The 18,946-nt window shown below is 39.5% G+C and carries 14 protein-coding genes; 13 read left to right on the top strand and 1 reads right to left on the bottom strand.

Annotated elements, in window-relative coordinates; genetic code table 11:
- Positions 1 to 56: 56 nt before the first annotated feature.
- Positions 57 to 1,148 (bottom strand): GntR family transcriptional regulator, encoded by a 1,092-nt coding sequence (locus M1P97_RS16295; RefSeq protein WP_075555663.1) that lies wholly within the window; start codon positions 1,146 to 1,148, stop codon positions 57 to 59.
- Positions 1,149 to 1,663: 515 nt separating this feature from the next.
- Here M1P97_RS16295 and M1P97_RS16290 point away from each other — a divergent pair.
- From M1P97_RS16290 to M1P97_RS16230, 13 genes are all read left to right on the top strand, one after another.
- Positions 1,664 to 3,145: a glycoside hydrolase family protein gene (locus M1P97_RS16290; RefSeq protein WP_249389615.1), complete on the top strand. Its 1,482-nt coding sequence runs from the start codon at positions 1,664 to 1,666 to the stop codon at positions 3,143 to 3,145.
- Between the two features lie 335 nt (positions 3,146 to 3,480).
- Entirely contained in the window at positions 3,481 to 6,681 is a 3,201-nt protein-coding gene (locus M1P97_RS16285; RefSeq protein WP_195372387.1) for a SusC/RagA family TonB-linked outer membrane protein, read from the top strand.
- A gap of 23 nt (positions 6,682 to 6,704) precedes the next feature.
- Complete coding sequence (locus M1P97_RS16280) at positions 6,705 to 8,423, top strand: RagB/SusD family nutrient uptake outer membrane protein (RefSeq protein ID WP_249389614.1); 1,719 nt, start codon at positions 6,705 to 6,707, stop codon at positions 8,421 to 8,423.
- 95 nt (positions 8,424 to 8,518) lie between these two features.
- Positions 8,519 to 10,045 (top strand): glycoside hydrolase family 32 protein, encoded by a 1,527-nt coding sequence (locus M1P97_RS16275; RefSeq protein WP_249389613.1) that lies wholly within the window; start codon positions 8,519 to 8,521, stop codon positions 10,043 to 10,045.
- Between the two features lie 13 nt (positions 10,046 to 10,058).
- Complete coding sequence (locus tag M1P97_RS16270; protein WP_195372384.1) at positions 10,059 to 11,222, top strand: MFS transporter; 1,164 nt, start codon at positions 10,059 to 10,061, stop codon at positions 11,220 to 11,222.
- 151 nt (positions 11,223 to 11,373) lie between these two features.
- Positions 11,374 to 12,723 carry a sedoheptulokinase gene (locus M1P97_RS16265; protein WP_195372383.1) on the top strand — a complete coding sequence of 450 codons (1,350 nt, stop codon included), beginning with the start codon at positions 11,374 to 11,376 and terminating at the stop codon, positions 12,721 to 12,723.
- A gap of 109 nt (positions 12,724 to 12,832) precedes the next feature.
- The gene (locus tag M1P97_RS16260) at positions 12,833 to 13,159 is read left to right on the top strand and encodes an alpha-L-arabinofuranosidase C-terminal domain-containing protein (protein WP_249389612.1); all 327 of its coding nucleotides are present in this window, start codon (positions 12,833 to 12,835) and stop codon (positions 13,157 to 13,159) included.
- A 152-nt stretch (positions 13,160 to 13,311) separates the two neighbouring features.
- Positions 13,312 to 14,247 (top strand): DMT family transporter, encoded by a 936-nt coding sequence (locus M1P97_RS16255; protein WP_249389611.1) that lies wholly within the window; start codon positions 13,312 to 13,314, stop codon positions 14,245 to 14,247.
- 125 nt (positions 14,248 to 14,372) lie between these two features.
- Positions 14,373 to 14,849: a hypothetical protein gene (locus tag M1P97_RS16250; protein ID WP_249389610.1), complete on the top strand. Its 477-nt coding sequence runs from the start codon at positions 14,373 to 14,375 to the stop codon at positions 14,847 to 14,849.
- Between the two features lie 482 nt (positions 14,850 to 15,331).
- Complete coding sequence (locus tag M1P97_RS16245) at positions 15,332 to 16,783, top strand: tetratricopeptide repeat protein (protein WP_249389609.1); 1,452 nt, start codon at positions 15,332 to 15,334, stop codon at positions 16,781 to 16,783.
- Between the two features lie 196 nt (positions 16,784 to 16,979).
- Positions 16,980 to 17,312 carry a DUF3244 domain-containing protein gene (locus tag M1P97_RS16240; protein WP_195372378.1) on the top strand — a complete coding sequence of 111 codons (333 nt, stop codon included), beginning with the start codon at positions 16,980 to 16,982 and terminating at the stop codon, positions 17,310 to 17,312.
- Positions 17,313 to 17,369: 57 nt separating this feature from the next.
- Positions 17,370 to 18,347: a DUF4848 domain-containing protein gene (locus M1P97_RS16235; protein ID WP_195372377.1), complete on the top strand. Its 978-nt coding sequence runs from the start codon at positions 17,370 to 17,372 to the stop codon at positions 18,345 to 18,347.
- A gap of 53 nt (positions 18,348 to 18,400) precedes the next feature.
- Positions 18,401 to 18,862 (top strand): hypothetical protein, encoded by a 462-nt coding sequence (locus M1P97_RS16230; protein WP_195372376.1) that lies wholly within the window; start codon positions 18,401 to 18,403, stop codon positions 18,860 to 18,862.
- Positions 18,863 to 18,946 lie beyond the last annotated feature (84 nt).

Genomic DNA, 18,946 nt, shown 5'->3' with positions numbered 1-18,946 from the left:
TGTAATCTCTGATGCCTGATGTAAGTCAAAAGGATCAGAATGTAATTTGTATAATTTTAGAGAAATTGACTGGATTCACGAATCACTATTTCTCCTGTCAGGTTTGCTGTAATGGGAATGTGGTTGTTGTCTTTTAATCTCCGCATCAATAACTCAATGCTGACGTTGGCAATCTCCACACATGGTTGCCTGTAAGATGTCAATGAATGTTTGAGATGCTTGGAATATTTCATATCATCATATGCGCACATCAAAATATCCGATGATATTTTGATGCCTAAAGCATCCAAAGAAGACATGAGCACTGCTGCTGTGGAATCATTCGCACATATAATACCAGTTTTCCCGGGAACAATCTCCATTTGTTTAACAAAATCCAGATCTTCGGGATTCCCACAAAAAATATTATTCTCAGTAAACGGATACTGATGTTTAAGGACAGTTTCACGAACACCGGAAAGGCGTAAGTCTACAGAACTGGCCGAATCAGGACGGTAGAAAAAATGAAGTTTGTTGCAGCCCTGATCGATCAGGTGTTTTGCCATGATGCAACCGGCACTGAAATTATCCAGGCATACCACATCAAATTCACTTCGTTCGGGAAAAGTCAGAATATCCCTGTCAATAAGAACTAATGGTATATTGGCTTCCCGTATAGCTGCACAGATTTTTAAATTCAGGTTGTATGCATCCGGAACTCTTTCCAGCGGGGAAAAGAAAATACCATCGACCTTTTTATTTATGTAGCTTTCACAGCACGTTTCAATAAGTGTTTTTCTGATTTCTGCACTGCTTGCTGTAGCTCCTTCCCAAAGGCAATTGAATCTACCGATTTCGGATTGCCTCAAGAGTTGGTCATTAATAATGGAAAATATTTCCGATTCACCTGCTCCGGGTAAAAGTAAGCCAAATGTATAGGTTGTATTTTTACATTGGTATATAACGACCGTACCAAGTCCTTTCGTCTTTTTTATAAAACCTTCTTCCTGTAACTGGTTATATACTTTAGCAATAGTCGGTCTGGAAACAGAATATTTTTGAGCCAGAGTTTGCTCGGTAGGTAACATAGACCCCGGGGCAAATGCTTCTTTCAATATCTGATCTTTCAATGTATTGTAAATAACCTTGTAGCTTATTTTAGATTCCATAAAGGTGATTTTAAAGTTATGTGCAAATGTAATTATTATTTGCAAATAGTTTGCATTTGTCGGTGGTAAATGTGATTTTTTTTTGTCAGTGGATTGGAAATGTAAAATATAGACCTTGCTGGATGTAAGTTGTTCTTCTTGAAATGTTAAAGTGTGACGTGTTGGTGTTTACATTTGATGAATGTAATATTTGTAAGGTATAAGATATTTTATTTAAAGCTGTTTTGATGTTTATGTGTTGATTTATATATCGTTAGGTTGCGTGTTGCTTCTGTTTTGCCCTAGTGCCTTATATTTCTGCTTACTCTTTTTTAAGTATTGTGTATGATGGTAAATGTAATAAATATGATAAATTAAAATGTGCTAAAATGTAAATTGTTCTTTGTTTGTTATGATCAGATCTCTATATTTGCAACAGGATACAAGGGATGTTTTGTTAGCTAAATGTAATGTGACTATCATACTGCTTTGTTATTTACTTTATAACTAATCTATAAAAATTAAATAATACTCGAATGAAAAAAGGACTTTTAGCAACTTTTCTATTAGTTACGATATCTTCTTTTGCACAGGTTGTAAAAGATTATAATCCGTCTATTCAACGTACTACTCATATGCAATATTTTAAACCGGTAGAGGAACATCTGTTTTCCGGCGATTGCATGCCTTATTATCATAATGGGACGTTTTATTTGTATTGGCTGTTGGACGAAGGGCATCATGCAGGTCTCGGAGGTTTGGGTGGTCATCAGTGGGCATTGAGCACTACAACCGACTTGATAAACTGGAAACATTATCCGGTAGCTTTAGGTATTGAAAACCAGGAATGGGAGAAATCGATCTGTACAGGATCAGTTATTGCGGAAGGTGATAAATTCTATGCGTTTTATGCCACTCGTGTACAGGAAAACGGAACAGTACATGAACAGTTGAGCTATGCGATAAGTACCGATGGCGGATATACTTACCAAAAGCAAGAACCTAATCCGTTTTATTATGCCCCTGAAGAATGCATAAGCCGTGATTTTAGAGATCCGAAAGTCTTTAAGGATGAAAACGGTCTTTTTCATTTGTTTATTCCCGGTAATTTGAAAGAGCCTTCTTTAGGTGGTTTTGGAGGATATCTGGTACATCTTACATCTACTGACTTGAAGAACTGGAAGGAAGTGGAGTCTCCGTTGAAAGGACAACGCGGAACTCCCGAATGCGCGGATTATTTTAAGTGGAACGATTGGTATTATTTATTATACAGCATTGGTGGACACACTTATTATCTTATGTCCAAAGATACGTATGGCCCCTGGATATATCCGGAGTCACAGGCCTTGATTGAATATTTCGGGAGTGTCTATAAAACAGCCGGTTTTAAAGACGGACGCCGTATTGCAGTGGCCTATTCTCCCTGTCGTAAGGATGATAAAGATAACGGGGATAGGATTTGGGGTGGAACTATTTTGCTCAGGGAAGTATATCAGGAGCCGGATGGAACCTTAGCAACCAAATTTTTAAAAGAAGTTTTACCGGCTATGCATCCGATAACGACTCCGGCCATACAAATTTCTTCACCCGCAAATATAGTTTCTGTCTCCAAGGGAAATATAACAATGAATGCTTCGGGCGATATCGGTGTAGCTTCTCTTTCCGACCTTCCGGATAATTATCGCATTTCGATGAAGATAGAACCTAAAGGAAATTATGAAGAGTTGGGTTTGTTTTTGCGTGCAACAGACGGTCGGAAGAATGGGTATCGTTTGGAGTTAAACCCGGATAATCAAACGGTTTTAATGCATAATACATCTATTCATGGTGTAAAAGAATTGGATAAACCCATCTTGCTGGATTTGATTGTGAATGGAGAATTTTTTGATGTGTCAATAAATAACAAACGATGTGTGCTTAATCGTTTGCCGGAGCAAAAGGGGAAAAACCTCTTCTTCTATGTAAAAAACGGCAATGCCGTTATTCGTGATATACAAATTCAGGAAATTAAAAATTAGTGTTTATGGTTTTAGATTAGAAACTTCTATTTCTTTCCATTAGGGTTTAGACCCGGAAAACTTATTTGAATATAATGTGTGAAATCATCCGGATTATCCGGTTGACAGGGCCCCTTTTGTCTTTAAAAGGTGAGTTTTTGATTGGATATTTTTCTGTCAGGGGAAATAATAGCCAGGTTTGGTAAATGGTAAATGAGTGACAAATTTATATATATGAAAAATTTAAATAGTGGATGATTCTGATTTTGAAAAGTATGAAGAATACTTTGAGAGCAAAGTGAAAAGGCGAATATTAAAAAGCACCTTAAGTTTAATAACAATTAAAAATCTATTTCATGAATCAAACAACATTTCATGTGAAAAAAGCAATGTGTTACCTGACACTTGCGTTTTCCCTGTGTGCTATTACCGGACATGCATCTGCCGTGGATAAGGTAGGTACTGTCAATCAGCAGAAAATAGTTGCGACAGGTACTGTTTTAGATGAGACCGGAGAGCCTATGCCCGGCGTTTCTATTGTTGAAAAAGATGGAGATCGTAATGGCACTATAACAGATGCCGACGGACGTTTTTCATTAAATGTCGGAAGCCAAGGCACGCTAGTTTTGAGCTTTATCGGATATAAGACGAAGGAAATTCCAATCTCGACAGCGAAAGATATAACGATCAGATTGGTAGAAGATGCACAGAATCTGGATGAGGTAGTTGTGACTGGTTATACCAGCCAGCGCAAAGCGGATTTGACCGGTTCCGTGTCTGTTGTCAAAGTAGACCAGATTCGTTCAAATATCGCAGGTAATGCTATGCGTGCCATCCAGGGAAAAGTAGCCGGTATGGCTGTCTCTACTAATGGGTCTCCGGATTCCAAGGCAACTATCCGTATACGTGGAGAAGGTACTTTAAACAACAATGACCCGTTGTATATTATTGACGGAACACCTACGACCCGTTCCATGGAAGAATTGTCCTCGATGGATATTGAATCGATCCAGGTGTTGAAAGATGCTTCATCTGCTTCTATCTATGGTTCGCGTGCTGCAAATGGAGTTATCATTATTACTACCCGGAAAGGGAAAAAAGGAACGACAGTCGATTTTAAGGCTTCCTATACAGTGGCAAGCAGTAAGAAGCCTTATGAACTGATGAACACCGAACAGCGCGGTATTGCTCAATACTGGGCGATCAAAAATGATAATTCCCAAGCTGATCCCAACCAGGTGGGTATCGGATATGTGAATGGTTATGGTGGTTTGTACCAATACCAGGATCATCAGGACTCGAACGGAAATTGGGTTTTGGATAATGTTTCCTGGCGAGAATATCTGGACCCGGTCGAAAAGACTATGCGTTCGGCTGATACGGATTGGCAGAAAGAAATTTTACGTACGGGACAGATCCAGCAATACAATGTCACTTTATCATCCGGTACAGATAGTGGAAATGCTCTTTTTGCTCTTGACTACTATGATAACAAAGGTACGATAAAAGGAAGTTATTTTAATCGTTTCAATGCCCGTGTAAATACTGATTACAGTTGGTTGGGCGGACGTGTGAAAGTCGGTGAGAATTTTACTGTATCCAAATGGAGGAGTAGCTCTAATGTCGGGGACGGCAACTTGGGTGGCTGCAAATCCCTGATGTCTATTGTCCCTGTTCATACGGTCGATGGAATTGGTTGGGGTGGCCCTATAGGCGGTATGAGTGACCGTCAAAATCCCGTCCGCTTAATTGAGGATAATGACCAGAACTATCAGGATAACCTGCGTTTATTCGGTAATGCCTATATCAGTATTGAGATACTGAAGGGACTGACTTTCCGTTCTTCTTTTGGAGCTGATTTTGTCGGTTTCTGGAGAAGAGAAATGAATCTGACTTATAGCTCCGGTTTTATGAGTGAAAGCCGTAACAAGCTAACCCAGACTTCAGACTATAATTTCGACTGGAATAACAGTAATATTTTGCAATATGTCTTTGATATAAATAAGCATGGTTTCGATATTATGTTGGGGCAGGAAACAGTGGACCATAGCTATCAAAAACATTGGGGAAGCAGACGTGTATTTGCATTGGAGACTCCTGATTATATGCAATTGGGTGCAGGTGAAGAAGACAGGGATAACGGAGGTTCTTCCAGTTATAATACGCTGATATCCTGGTTTGGTAAATTCAACTATAATTATGGAAACCGTTACCTCGCTTCAGTTACTCTCCGCCGGGATGCTTCTTCTGTATTCGGAGCGAATAACCGTTGGGCAACATTCCCTGCATTTTCATTGGGTTGGGTATTGAATAATGAAGCATTCCTGAAAGATGCATTATCCAACTTCTCTATTTTGAAACTTCGTTACGGTTGGGGACAAAACGGTAACTCACGTATAGATGACTATGCAGCTTATTTGATGTACGAGGCTCTCTACGATCATTATGCGGAAGATTGGAACTGGGGTACGGCTTATGACTTTACAGGGCAAGGCGGAAATAATCTGCCTTCAGGTTTTCGCCGGACTCAAAGAGACAATCCTAACTTGAAATGGGAAACAACCGCACAGCATAACTTTGGATTGGATTTTGGTTTCTTTGATTCAAAGTTCGGAGGATCGTTTGATTACTACATAAAGAAAACATCCGATATCCTGATGAAGCCGGGTACTGTTGCCACTTTAGGTGAAGGAGCCCAGATGTGGTTGAATGGTGCTGATATTGATAACAAAGGGTTTGAATTAACCTTGAACTATACCGATAAATTTGGTGATGTAGGCTTTGACGTAAGTGGAGTATTCTCACATAATAAGCAGAAAATAATCCATGTTCCCGATGAGGTAATAAACAATTTTGCAGGTAACGGTACAGACCAGAATATTCTTGGCCGTCCCAAATCTTCTATGTATGGTTATATCGCTGACGGACTATTCCAGTCTCAGGCAGAGGTTGATGCACATGCTACGCAGGTAGGTGCTGCTCCCGGTCGTATTCGATACAAGGATATCAATAAAGACGGAAAGATCGATAGTGAAGACAGAACATGGTTAGGCGATCAAAATCCGGCCCTTGAATATGGTGTTAATGTTGCCTTAAACTGGAAAAACTTTGATTTTTCTGTATTCTTCAATGGAGTATTTGGAAAAAAACTGGATGTCAGCGGATGGAAGTCATGGACCGATATCTATGCGTTAAGTACTTCCGGTGAGAATTATGGAACACGTATGTTGGATGCCTGGACTCCGACGAATACCGGTTCCACCATTCCGGCGATGTCAATTAATAACTATAATGACGAAGGACGTTTTTCTACCTATTATGTGGAAAGTGGGTCTTATATGAAAATCCGGAATATCGAATTAGGATATACTATACCCAAGAATGTGCTGGCAAAAGTGAGAATGAGCAGAGCGAGACTTTCATTGAGAGCCGATAATGTGCTCACCTTGAAGAAAACCTGGGGCGACAATGCCTATACCGGCCTTGATCCGGAAACTCCCGGCAATGGATACCCGTTACCATTCTCCATGACATTCGGGGTAAATGTATCTTTTTAATAACTTCTAAAATATAATGAAATATGAAAGCGATAACAATAGCCATTTTCGGTTTATCTCTACTCTTCTGTACCTCATGTGATTCCATGCTGGATACGAAGCCACAGGGAGTTGTATCCGATGAAGACCTAAATACACCTGAAAGAGTTGAGCAGATGGTGAATGCAGCTTATTCTTTTTGCGGACAAAACCATTTCAATAAACAGATGGGTATGCCCTATGAAGAAGGATCTGTCCGTGGTGGAGAAGCGTATAAAGGAGGTTCGGGTACAAATGACAATGCGGAAAGAAACCGTTGGGAAACATTCACATATATGCAGGCGACTAATGTAGGAGACCTGGATAACCTTTGGTGGGTTCATTACGTAGCGATAGGTAGGATACATGATGCTTTGAGAAGAGTAAAAGCCTTGACACCGGAGGAATACCCGCTAAAAGACCAGCGGATCGCAGAGTTACGTTTCTTGCGGGCGCATATCTACATGTATATGAAGCAATGTTTCAAATTCTTCCCTTATATCGATGAGGATACTCCGCAAGATATGTATGATAAGGTAAGCAACGATGAGTTGACCGATCAGGAACTTTGGGGAAAATTGATTGACGATCTTCGTTATGGGGTGAGTACTTTGCCTGAAAAACAAGATGAAGTAGGACGCCCGAATAAATTCGCGGCAAAGGCTTATTTGGCGAAAGTACTGATTTTTGCAGCCTATGAACAGGATGAAAAGCACAATGTCGTTAATATAAATCGTGAGAAACTAACAGAAGTCGCAAGTCTGTGTAAAGATATCATCGATAATTCCGGTAAGAGTCTGGCGTCAGATTTTGCGGAAAACTTCTTGTGTGAGTTTGAAAATGGTCCTGAATCTATATGGGCAATTCAATATACAGCAGATACTCCTCAGGGACGATTGAATTCCTGGTTGGTATCTCCCGTTAATTCGGACTATGGCTGTTGCGGATTCCTGCAGCCATCTGTAAATATGATGAACCGGTATAAAACAGTGAACGGAGTACCTGATTTCGAAAAGTTCAACGAAGGCGAAACGCTGGATAACAAAGAGGCTTTTGCTAAGACACCGATGGATCCGCGTTTGATGCATACCGCTTGTGTTCCAGGAATGCCCTGGAAGTACGAACCTTCTTATGTGATGCAGGAGAATTGGACACGTACGCCTGAAGTATATGGTTATTCCATGAGTCAGAAATTGCTTGTTTTACCGACATGCGATTGTTTTAAAAAGACCAATCCGTTTATGGGAGCCGGCTTGAACTGGGATGTACTTCGTTTGGATGAAGTGATGTTGTGGAGAGCGGAAGCGCTGATTCAATTAGGAGAAGGTATGGACGAGGCTCTAAACCTGATAAACCAGATTCGTCTTCGTGCAGCAGCAAGTACAGGTAGATTAAAGTTTGAAGATGGCACTCCTACCGGTAAGTTTGATGTTCAGCCTTATCGACCGGGAGTGAACTGCCCCGCATGGACAAAAGACTTTGCAATGCAGGCTCTTCGCTGGGAGCGTCACCTAGAATTCTCAACAGAGGGTAAATGGTTCTTCGATCTTGTACGCTGGGGTATTGCCGCAGAATACATGAATGAATATTTCGAAGTGGAGAAGACTCGCCGTTCTTATCTAAAGGATGCGAAGTTTACAAAGAACCGGGATGAATATTTCCCGATCCCTCAGGTACAGATCAGTTATGTGAAGGGATTATACAAGCAGAATACCGGATGGTAATATAACCGGTGATTGTAGGAGCTGTGCTCAGTTTCCTGAGTATGGCTCCTTTTTGTAATTTTAAAATCGACTGGCACATTTAATGTAATAGTAAAATGAAACAGTTTGCTCTTTTTATTATAGGGATAATAACCGGACTTCTGTCCTCTTGCGGAGAGGGAAACGTTTCTGGCGGTGAGGAGATACATTTTTCACGGGGACAGAGCTGGACCGGAGAACCGGCCGGTTGGGTGTATCATAACGGAAAATATCATCTGTTTTATCAATGTAACCCGTCGGATATTGTTTCTGGGAATATCAGTTGGGGGCATGCTGTCAGTACAGATATGATCCATTGGGAAGAATGCCCGATCGCAATCGCTGCAGATGAGAACGGCCAGGTTTATTCCGGTAGTGTGATTGTCGATAAGAACAATACCTCCGGGCTAGGCTCTGCGGATCACCCGGTCTTTATCGCCTACTACACCCGTTATAAACCGGAACAAGGTACAGACAGCAATTCCTCTCCCTATTTGGTTGGAACGGCATACAGCAGAGACGAAGGGATGACCTGGACGGATATTACTATGGAGTGGGAAGATGGTTCCGATAATAAGCGTTACCCCAATGTCTGCTGGAATAAACAAATAGATGCCTGGGTAATGACTGTTTCTACAGGGCGTACAATCCGGTTTTATTTTTCGCAGGATGCTATCCACTGGAAAAGCCTGAATGAGTTCGGCGGGGAAATGGAGATAACGGGAAGCTTTGAAAACTCGACGCTTAGCCCGTTGAAGATAGAGGGCTCGGATGACACGAAGTGGGTATTATTTATCAATGTAAACGAAGGTGTGTCGGATGGGGCACCGGGCACACGCTATTTTATTGGCGATTTCAATAACTCCGGTTTTCATATGACACAATCGAAAGAGTTGTGGGTAGATTATGGAAAAGATAATTATGGAGGCATCTTATGTAATAATTTACAGGATGACCGTACCATCATGGTCGGTTGGATGAATTGCTGGTTATATGCAAATCTGACACCACAAACAGGGAAGCGTGGAAGTATGACATTCCCCCGTGAATTGACATTGGTTTATGAAGGTAACAATTATACGCTTTGCTCAAAGCCGGTGCGTGAACTGAGCAGTTTATACGGCAAGACCCGGAAAATTGAAAATACGGAAATAGCAGGTATTCAAACTATTTTCAATAAAAGATCAGTCTCCCGATATCCTTTCGTTATTCATTTGGTTTTCGATGCCTCCGATCGTTATGCGATGTGGCATCCCCGTGAATATGGCATTCGTTTGAGAACAGTTTCCGGCGGAGAAATAGCCTTTGCATATCGGGCTGAAATGAATTATTACTATATGGATCGTTCCCGATTGTCGGACACTTCTTTTTCGGAAGATTATACAAGTCCGTTAGGAGCAGCCTACCGGGTAAATCCTCCGGTTGATGAATGGTACATTCTTGTCGATCGGGGCTCGGCTGAATGGTTTGCAGGAGACAATAAAGTTGCTATGACCTCTCTCTGTTTTACGGATGAGGCTATAGAATCAATAGATTGCTATGCGGAGTCAGGGCATATTAATTTGAAAGAAGCCTCTTTGATAAGTATTGAAACAAACAAATAAATAAACAAATACCATGAAAAATGAAAATGTGATAGCAAAAATTATCCCGGTGATGTTGGTCTTCTTTACGATGGGGTTTATAGATCTTATCGGGATAGCTACGAATTATGTGAAGAGTGATTTTGATCTTTCCGATACGGCAGCCAATGCCTTTTCGGTAATGGTATTTCTGTGGTTCCTGGTCTTTTCTGTTCCTACGGGAATACTTATGAATAAAATCGGCAGGAAAAAGACGGTGCTGCTGAGTCTGATAGTCACCTTTGTTGCTTTATGTGTGCCTTTTGTCGCTTACAGCAGCATTTCCATGCTGTTATGTTTTTCTCTTCTCGGACTGGGGAATACATTGATGCAAGTATCATTAAATCCTTTACTAACCAATATCGTAAGCGGGAATAAACTACCCAGTTTCCTGACATTGGGACAATTCGTAAAAGCTATAGCTTCTTTTGCTGCTCCGATTATTGCAGCTCAGGCATTGATTCATTATGGCAACTGGAAGCTACTTTTCCCGCTCTTTGCCGTTATTACCCTGATTGCTATCTTTTACCTCTATTTTACCGATATTAAAGAACATGCCATCGAAGGTAAGACTTCTTCTTTTAAAGAATGTATCGGAATGCTGGGGGATCGGATCATTCTGATCCTGTTTTTGGGTATATTGGTTCATGTAGGGATCGATGTCGGAGTGAATATTACAGCACCGAAGCTACTGATTGAACGAACCGGTATGGAGCTGGCTGAAGCTGGATATGCAACCAGTTTATATTTCCTGTTTCGTACTTGCGGTTGTTTTGCAGGTACTTTCATTCTGGCCAGGTTCTCTTCGAGAAATTTCTTTATCATAAGCGTCTGTTTGATGCTTTTAGGTATTCTTGGTCTGTACTTCAGCTTTAATGCAATGACAATTTATATATGTGTGGCCTTTATCGGATTAGGAAACTCGAATGTATTTCCGATCATTTTCTCACGTGCCTTAATGTATAAGCCGGCACGTAACAATGAGATTTCCGGGTTGATGATCATGGGAATAGCCGGAGGGGCTGTTTTTCCGCTGTTGATGGGACTTGCTTCCGATAATCTCGGTAGCCAGGTCGGAGCTGTCGTTGTGTTAACAGTTTGTGTGGCTTACCTCGTATTTCTTATGTTGAAGTTTAAATCTATACATGAAAAGATATAATCCTCTCGAAATATAGATATTGGGTGAACATTCATTATGAAAATACGTAACTTTGCATTTAATTATCTGTACTACACAATTCTATAAAGAAATATAAAGATTGGATTTTCCAGAATATACATTTAATGATTAGTAATTAAAGAAATAAAATATGTGCTTTATTGGAATAGATATCGGAACCAGTTCTATCAGTAGTGTTGCTTATGATCTGAAAAAAAATAAAATAGAATCGGTCACAATTACCAACGACTCAACGATTGTTTCGGAGGTTCTTTGGGAGAAAACCCAATCTCCCGGCAGAATCATTGAGATCGTGGAAGAAATAATGGATGATTTCTCTTCGCGTTACCCGGATATTAAAGGCATTGGTGTTACGGGACAAATGCATGGAATACTTTATTTGAATGAACAAGGCGAAGCGGTCAGTCCGCTTTATACCTGGCAGGATGGAAGAGGTAATCAGTTATATCGTGATAATAAGACCTATGCAGCTTACTTGTCGGATGAAACAGGCTATGCGCTGGCAACAGGTTTCGGTCTGGTGACGCATTTCTATAATCAGGTAAATGGGCTGGTTCCCGGTGATGCGAAACAGATCTGTACGATCATGGATTATGTTGTCATGAAGTTGGCCGGACAGAAAACGCCTCTTACTGATTACTCGAACGGTGCAAGCATCGGCTTTTTCGATACGGAAAATTTGTGCTTTGATCATGCCGCTCTGGATAAAGTGGGAATCGATCTTTCTATTTTACCGGAATTGTCGGAATCGGCCACTTGTTGTGGTTATAATAAGCAGCAGATACCTGTATATTCTGCGATAGGAGACAACCAGGCTGCTTTCCTCGGTTCGGTAAAGGATATCCATCATTCAATTCACATAACCGTTGGGACAAGCAGTCAGATCTCTGTCTACTCGGATAAGTTTATAAAAATACCGGAACTGGATACAAGGCCTTTCCCCGGCGGTGGATATATATTGGTGGGAGCCGCTCTTTGTGGCGGTCAGGCGTTCGTTTTGTTGAAAAACTTTTTTGAGCAGACTCTACGGTTTTTTTTACCGGCATTATCAGATGAGCAACTCCAGACCGGCGGTTTGGATTTTTACCAAGTGATGACTTCTGTTCCCTATAAAAAAGACGTTAGTGGTCTTCCCATTGTGGAAACTTTATTTGACGGAACCCGTTTTGCTCCGTGCAAACGTGGTCATATTGAAAATATATCTCTTTCTAATTTTACTCCGGAAAATTTGATATTGGGTTTTCTGAAAGGCATCAGTCGTGAACTGTATAATTTTTATCAAAGGCTTCCGGAGAATATCCGTCATGAAAAAGATGTTATCGTTGGTTCGGGGAATGCCCTTAAAAGAAATCCGCTCCTGTGTCAGGCATTTGAAGAATTATTCGGATGTAAGTTGTCTTTTTCTTTGTATCAGGAGGAGGCAGCTTTTGGGGCTTGTTTGAGTGCTGTTAAAGGAGAAGACAGATGTAAAATTGCTTAAAGAAAAATGAAACAGTCCTGTCCTAAAATAAGTTGACAAAAAACCAAAGTAAACTTATGTCAGAATCGGGATTAAGGGAAATCACTGGGAATGTTACCTGGATAACCAGTTGGAGTATGAATATACTTATCAGCCGGTAATCCGTCATTATGCTGTTTCCGGTTATGACAAGCAGACTAACGAGGTTGTTATCAAATTGGTAAATGGTGAGAATACACCGTGGAATACTTCGATCAACCTGTCTAATATGAAATCGGTTCAGTCGGAAGGTACGCAGATCACTTTAGGTGGCATGGATCCGGATGATGAGAACAGTTTTGCAAATCCGGAAAAAGTCGTTCCGGTAGAAACCGTCTTGAAAGGAATAAAATCTTCTTTCGAAATGGTTTGCCAGCCTAATTCATTTACGATCCTGAGAATTCCTTGCGAACGTTGATATTGTAAAATAGATGAACCCCTAATGTTTTCTTTGACATTAGGGGTTTATATTTTTATTAAAAATATCGTTTGATGGTATTGTATAAGTAAAAAGGACACTCTACATTTGCCGGCCATTATCGATCTATTAATAAGCAAATATCTACTTCTATGAATGCAAAGGTAAAAGGATATATATTGGGGGCCATAGCTGCCGCCACTTACGGCATGAATCCTCTTTTTGCTCTTCCCCTTTATAAAGCGGGAATGGATCCTGATTCTGTATTGTTTTTCAGATACTTGTTTGCCATTCCGGCATTGGGTATTATGCTTAAAGCAAGAGGGCGGAACTTTAAATTATGCCGGAGAGACCTCGTCCCGTTGATTGTCCTTGGATTCCTGGTCGCTTTTTCTTCGCTTGCCCTATTCCAGAGTTATAATTACATGGAAGCCGGCATTGCTTCGACCTTGTTGTTTGTTTATCCGATCATGGTTGCTCTGATCATGTCGGTGCTTTTTAAGGAGAAATTGACCTTGCAGACCATTCTTTGTATTTTTCTGGCATTAGGTGGTATAGGTTTGCTTTACCAAACCGGTAGCGGTGCGACACTCAGTACGATGGGTGTTCTTCTGGTTATGGGATCGGCGCTCAGTTACGCAATTTATATCGTTGGTGTGAACCGGCCGAGACTGAAGGATATAGCGACTCTTAAACTGACCTTTTATGTCTTGCTTTTCGGTGTTTTGCTTTTCCTGATCCGTGTGGATTTTGGGCAGAGCCTGCATATTCCCAACGACTGGTATTTGTGGGGTAATCTGATCGCTTTGGCTATTTTTCCCACCGCAATATCATTCTTATGTACCACTCAGGCCATACAGTATATCGGTTCAACCCCGACAGCCATCCTCGGTGCGTTGGAACCTCTGACGGCTGTCTTTTTCGGTGTGACCATTTTCGGTGAAGTACTGACACCCCGGCTGAGTTGCGGAATTGTGATGATCATCCTGGCTGTAACACTCATTATCGCCGGAAGCAATATCACGGCTTATCTGATTCGTTTTAGGAAATTGTTCCCTCGACTTCCGTTCAAGAAAAAGCATGCTTGAAATACTGGCACATTCCTTGTGAAGGCAAGGAATTGCTAACTTTTCTTTTTATTGGGTAAGTCATAGACAATAAGAAATACAAAGCATCGTTTGAATGATTGTATTGATCTTAAATAAGCAAGTTTATGAAAAGAGTCTTATTGTTGATGATGATTGTTGCGTTGTGTGCTGTTGAGAATGTAAGAGCGATAGACCTGGAAGCCCGTGTCGGATTAGGATATTTCGGATATTACGGACATTGGGATATGCACCTGGGTGCGTTAGCCTCTTTTCAGATGCTGGATAAGTTTTATTTACGACCTGGCATTCTCTTAAACCTGGATAGTGGAAGCCAGGATCTTTTTAGCCTTTCGAATGCAAAGCTAGGGGTAACCGTCCCCTTATATGCTTCTTATATCCTACCGGTTACCAGAGTAATGAATATTCGTATGAACGTAGGGCCTTTTGTCGGTAGATCCCGATTAGCGTTTAATGTTGGAACAGTTGTTGAGGCCGGATTGGAATACCGTAAATATTATGCCGGTTTTTTCTGGTTCAAAGATATAGCCGGTAATGATTACTCCAGGGTAAATCTTTCCATCGGATATAAATTTTCGTTGTAATCTCTTGATGAGGTTACTATAAATTATGATCCAAATCTCATAAAATGTAAGCTTGTTTATACCCGATTTGATAAAACAGGCTTGCGTGGTGATTGTCAGTCTATTACAGTTTCCTCGTAGTTTCGTGCTTTGGAAATTGCAGTTCCCTGGGCGGGGAACTGCAATTTCCTGCGGAGGAAACTGGAGTTTCCAAAGCAGGAAACGCGAGTTTCTTCCACAGGAAATTTTGTAGGGACTGTAGCCTACCGAATATCCTTCCGGATAATTTGTGTATTTTCTGTTTTATTCGGATATTGCGTTTCGAATGACGCACAAGTATTGATATGAAGAACGCTATCTTATTATTTATCCTATTCTGTCTGTTCTTTTCCTGCCAAAGGAACAGTGAAATTCATTTGAAAATAAAGGAAGCAGAAGAATTGATCCGGATCGAACAGCCGGATAGTGCCTTTACGATTTTAGAGGGGATCGCGAATCCGGATGTGCTGAATGATAAAGCGTTTGCGCATTTTTGTCTTATCTATGCCGGACTGTCTGAGCAATTGAAGGAGGATATGCCGTTTGTTTCGCAAATGGAACGAGCGAATACGTACTATGAAAAATATGGTACAATCGAGGAAAGGATGAATTGCCTGCTGTATTTGGGAATGTCTTACGAAGAGGAAAAGGATTTCGAATGGGCGATGAAATCGTATTTGCAGGCGGTGGAGATGGCGAAAGTAGAGAAAAAATATTTGTTGACAGGGAAATTGTATAACAAGATTGCCGGATTGTATGATTTTGATGATAATTATGATGAGGCTGAACGTTACCAATTGTTGAGTGGTGAGTATTACTTAAAAGGGAATGATAGCGTGAATTATATTTATTCGCTTCGGAATATAGGGTGGCTTCATGTGCTAAAAGAAGAATATGGAGAGGCTTCGGAGTATTTCCAGAATGCTTATCGATTAGCTTTACCTTTGAATGATTCGTTGTTGCTAAGCTCTTTAACGAATCGGTTAGGGAATACTTATAAAGAAATGAATAGCTATTCATTGGCAGAAGATTATCTGTTTAAATCGATTGCTTATGATGAAGCAGGCAGTGCACCGACCTATTTGGCATTGGCTAATTTGTTTACAAAAAAAGGAGAATATGATAAAGCACGTGAATATATAGAAATGGCTATTTTGCATAAAACGACTGACCGACCACTGACCGGTGGAATATTATACAGATTGTATATGCTGGAAAAAGAATTAGGTAATTATTCTTTGTCGTTGGATTTTTATGAACGTTTTAATCATTTTGCAGACTCCATCGCTGAATTACAAGCAAAAACAGATGTATTAAAAGCTGAAAAACGATATGAATATGTGGAGGTTTTGAATGAAAATACGAAATTGGAGTTGGAATATTATCGGTTTTTTGTTGGTAGTATTTTTGTGTTTTTGATGTTTGTTATTCTTGTTGCTAAGTATAAATATAGTCTTACTAAAAAAAATGAGAAGTTGAGAAATAAGCAAATGGAAATAAATAATGTATTGCAGGAGAAAGAATATGCAGTGCAGGGATTAAGTGAAAAAATATCAGGTATTCGAAAGAGTATATTGGAAAATTCTGATGTGTATAAAAAAATGATTCAGAATGCCCTATCAATAGAGAAAGCTAAAAAAAATCCGTTGACGGATCAGGAATGGCTGGCATTGTATGAGTTATTACGAATGGCATATCCGTTTTTTATGGATAGCCTGCAAAAGAAATTTCTTGGTTTGACTGAGGCAGAAAAGCGTTTTTGTTGTTTACTGAAACTAAGTTTTAACAATCAGCAGTTGGCTGTATTCTTAAATATACAACCAACATCTGTTGATCGTAAGCGTTATAGGATCCGGAAAAAGGGAAATTTGGAAAATACAGAAACAACCTTGGAAGAAGTTATTGCAGGGCTTTAAATATTACTTCGAGATGGATTAAACACCCTCTGTACATATGTAACCATGTGTGTAGAGAGTGTTTGTTGTTTTATAATCAGCCTGTTAGCTTGTTTTGTGAAATTGATACTCTGTACATGCTATTTACTGTTTTGCATTGGTCGTTTTGTTAATAGACTCCATACCTTTGCTGGCATATAATGAAACAATTAGAGCAATGAAAAGATTTTTATTAATTATGGTGTTGTTATGCGTAACAAAGGCTGGTTTTGCAAAGAGGGAAAAGATCGATTTAATGGATCAAGCACGGTCTTTAATGCCTTCGATCGAAGCGTATATCGATGATCGAATGTTAGAGTTGGAAATTTCAGAAGACTTGGGAATATTGGATTTGTTAATAGAAGATGTTTTCGGAAATGTGGTTTTCGACTCAGTAATTGATGGAAATAATGGTTCTGTTCCTCTGGGATTGGATTTGAAAAAAGGAGATTATGTACTTATTATTGCAAGCAAAGAACATATGCTTAAGGGCGATTTTTGTGTTGATTAATATTTGTGATTATAATGTGATATAAATTTTTATTATAAACAATTGAAAGATTAAAGTATGAAAAAAGTATTATCTTTATTATTGCTGTTGATGGCAATAACATCATGTACGAACGATTTGGAAACAACGGAGGGAGTTTCTTTGGGTGAACAGAAAAAAGATATTGTGTTATTGTATGAAAATTCTTTAACGAAATCTTCAAATGATCAGAGTGATAATATTCTTCAGTTTAAAGATCGAACAGTATTAGATGAAACAATTAGCCGTTTGAAAAAAATGACTAACGAAGAACGTTTGGAATGGGAGAAAGAGATGAATTTTATTTCTTTGAACTCTATTTATGAGAAAGCGCTGGATGAAGTGACTGTAATGGAAGGTTCTGCTGAAGATTACTATAGTCTTAAAGATGAATATCAAAATTATTTGTATTTTCCTGAGTATAAAGAGGACTATGGAGTTTATTTACCTATAAGTGATGAAGAAGTAGCTTCTGTTTTGAATAAAGATGGAAAAGTGATGATTGGTGACGAAGTTATTAATATGAAAGATATATTCAATTATGGAGATCTTCAGCTAACAGGGAATGCTTTATATGATTTGGAAATACAGCCAATATTGAGTAATAAGGATTATATAGGAAATCAATATGATTCAGGTTGGAGTGAGTTTGGTAGCAGAAAATGTAAATTGAAAGCTGGTCGTAGAATTATGGATGTCAAAAAAACAGAAATAGCTTTGCATATAGAAATATCTTTTAGAAAAAAAGGAGTCTTTGGTTGGATGAATTATAAGGAGACAACCCAGACAACAGGTAATTATAGCCCTCAGCAAGGTCCTGTTATTCAAACTTTTTATCAAGAAGAGAGCGGTCGTTCTTCACATGATCATTATATTGCTAGAGGTAGTCAAAATTGGTGGAGACAAGCGATTAATAATAAAATAGGAACTCAGATAGGCGGTAATTTTACTGTTAAATATGTTGGGTTTAATGTGACTAAAAACTATGTATTTAATTTGCCTGAAACAACTTTCTGATAAAAGTTTACTTTTGTAAAAGTATTAATTATTAATCTACCTATTAGACTGCAATGAAAAAGACATTCGTATTATTGGGGATTATGTTATCCTCTGTTCTTAGTCAGGTACAAGCTGCCGATATAGAGGCGCGTACGGGAATTATGGGCGGTGATGTATGGGGACTTCATGCAGGAGCCTATATAAACTTTCCGCAATCAAAGTTATTTTCTATTCAAACCGGATTGTTGTTGCATACGGCTAATCAATGGACAATTAGGAATTCTGATACATGGGATATCGATTTGAATGTCCCGGTTTATGCCTCCTTTCATATTCCATTGAGTGAGAAAGCTAATCTTCGTCTGAATGGTGGTGCATATATTGGTACTGGTCATAAATTACAAGTGGGAGCTACTGCTGATGTAGGAGTAGAAGTGAAGAGATTATTTTTTGGCGTAAACTGCTTCCAAAATTGTATAAATAGTCAGGAATTCCTGTTTGGAGTGTCTGTCGGCTATAAATTCCATTTATAATCAATCTGGTTTTGATAGCGAGACGTTTAAAATCTTACCTTTGTGGGAATTTGATTATAATAAAAATAACAACACTTCGTTTTA

This window comes from Parabacteroides leei (genome assembly GCF_023369805.1).
GTDB lineage: Bacteria > Bacteroidota > Bacteroidia > Bacteroidales > Tannerellaceae > Parabacteroides > Parabacteroides leei.
Note: the sequence above shows the minus strand (reverse complement) of the source record. Positions and strands in the feature narration are given on the sequence as shown.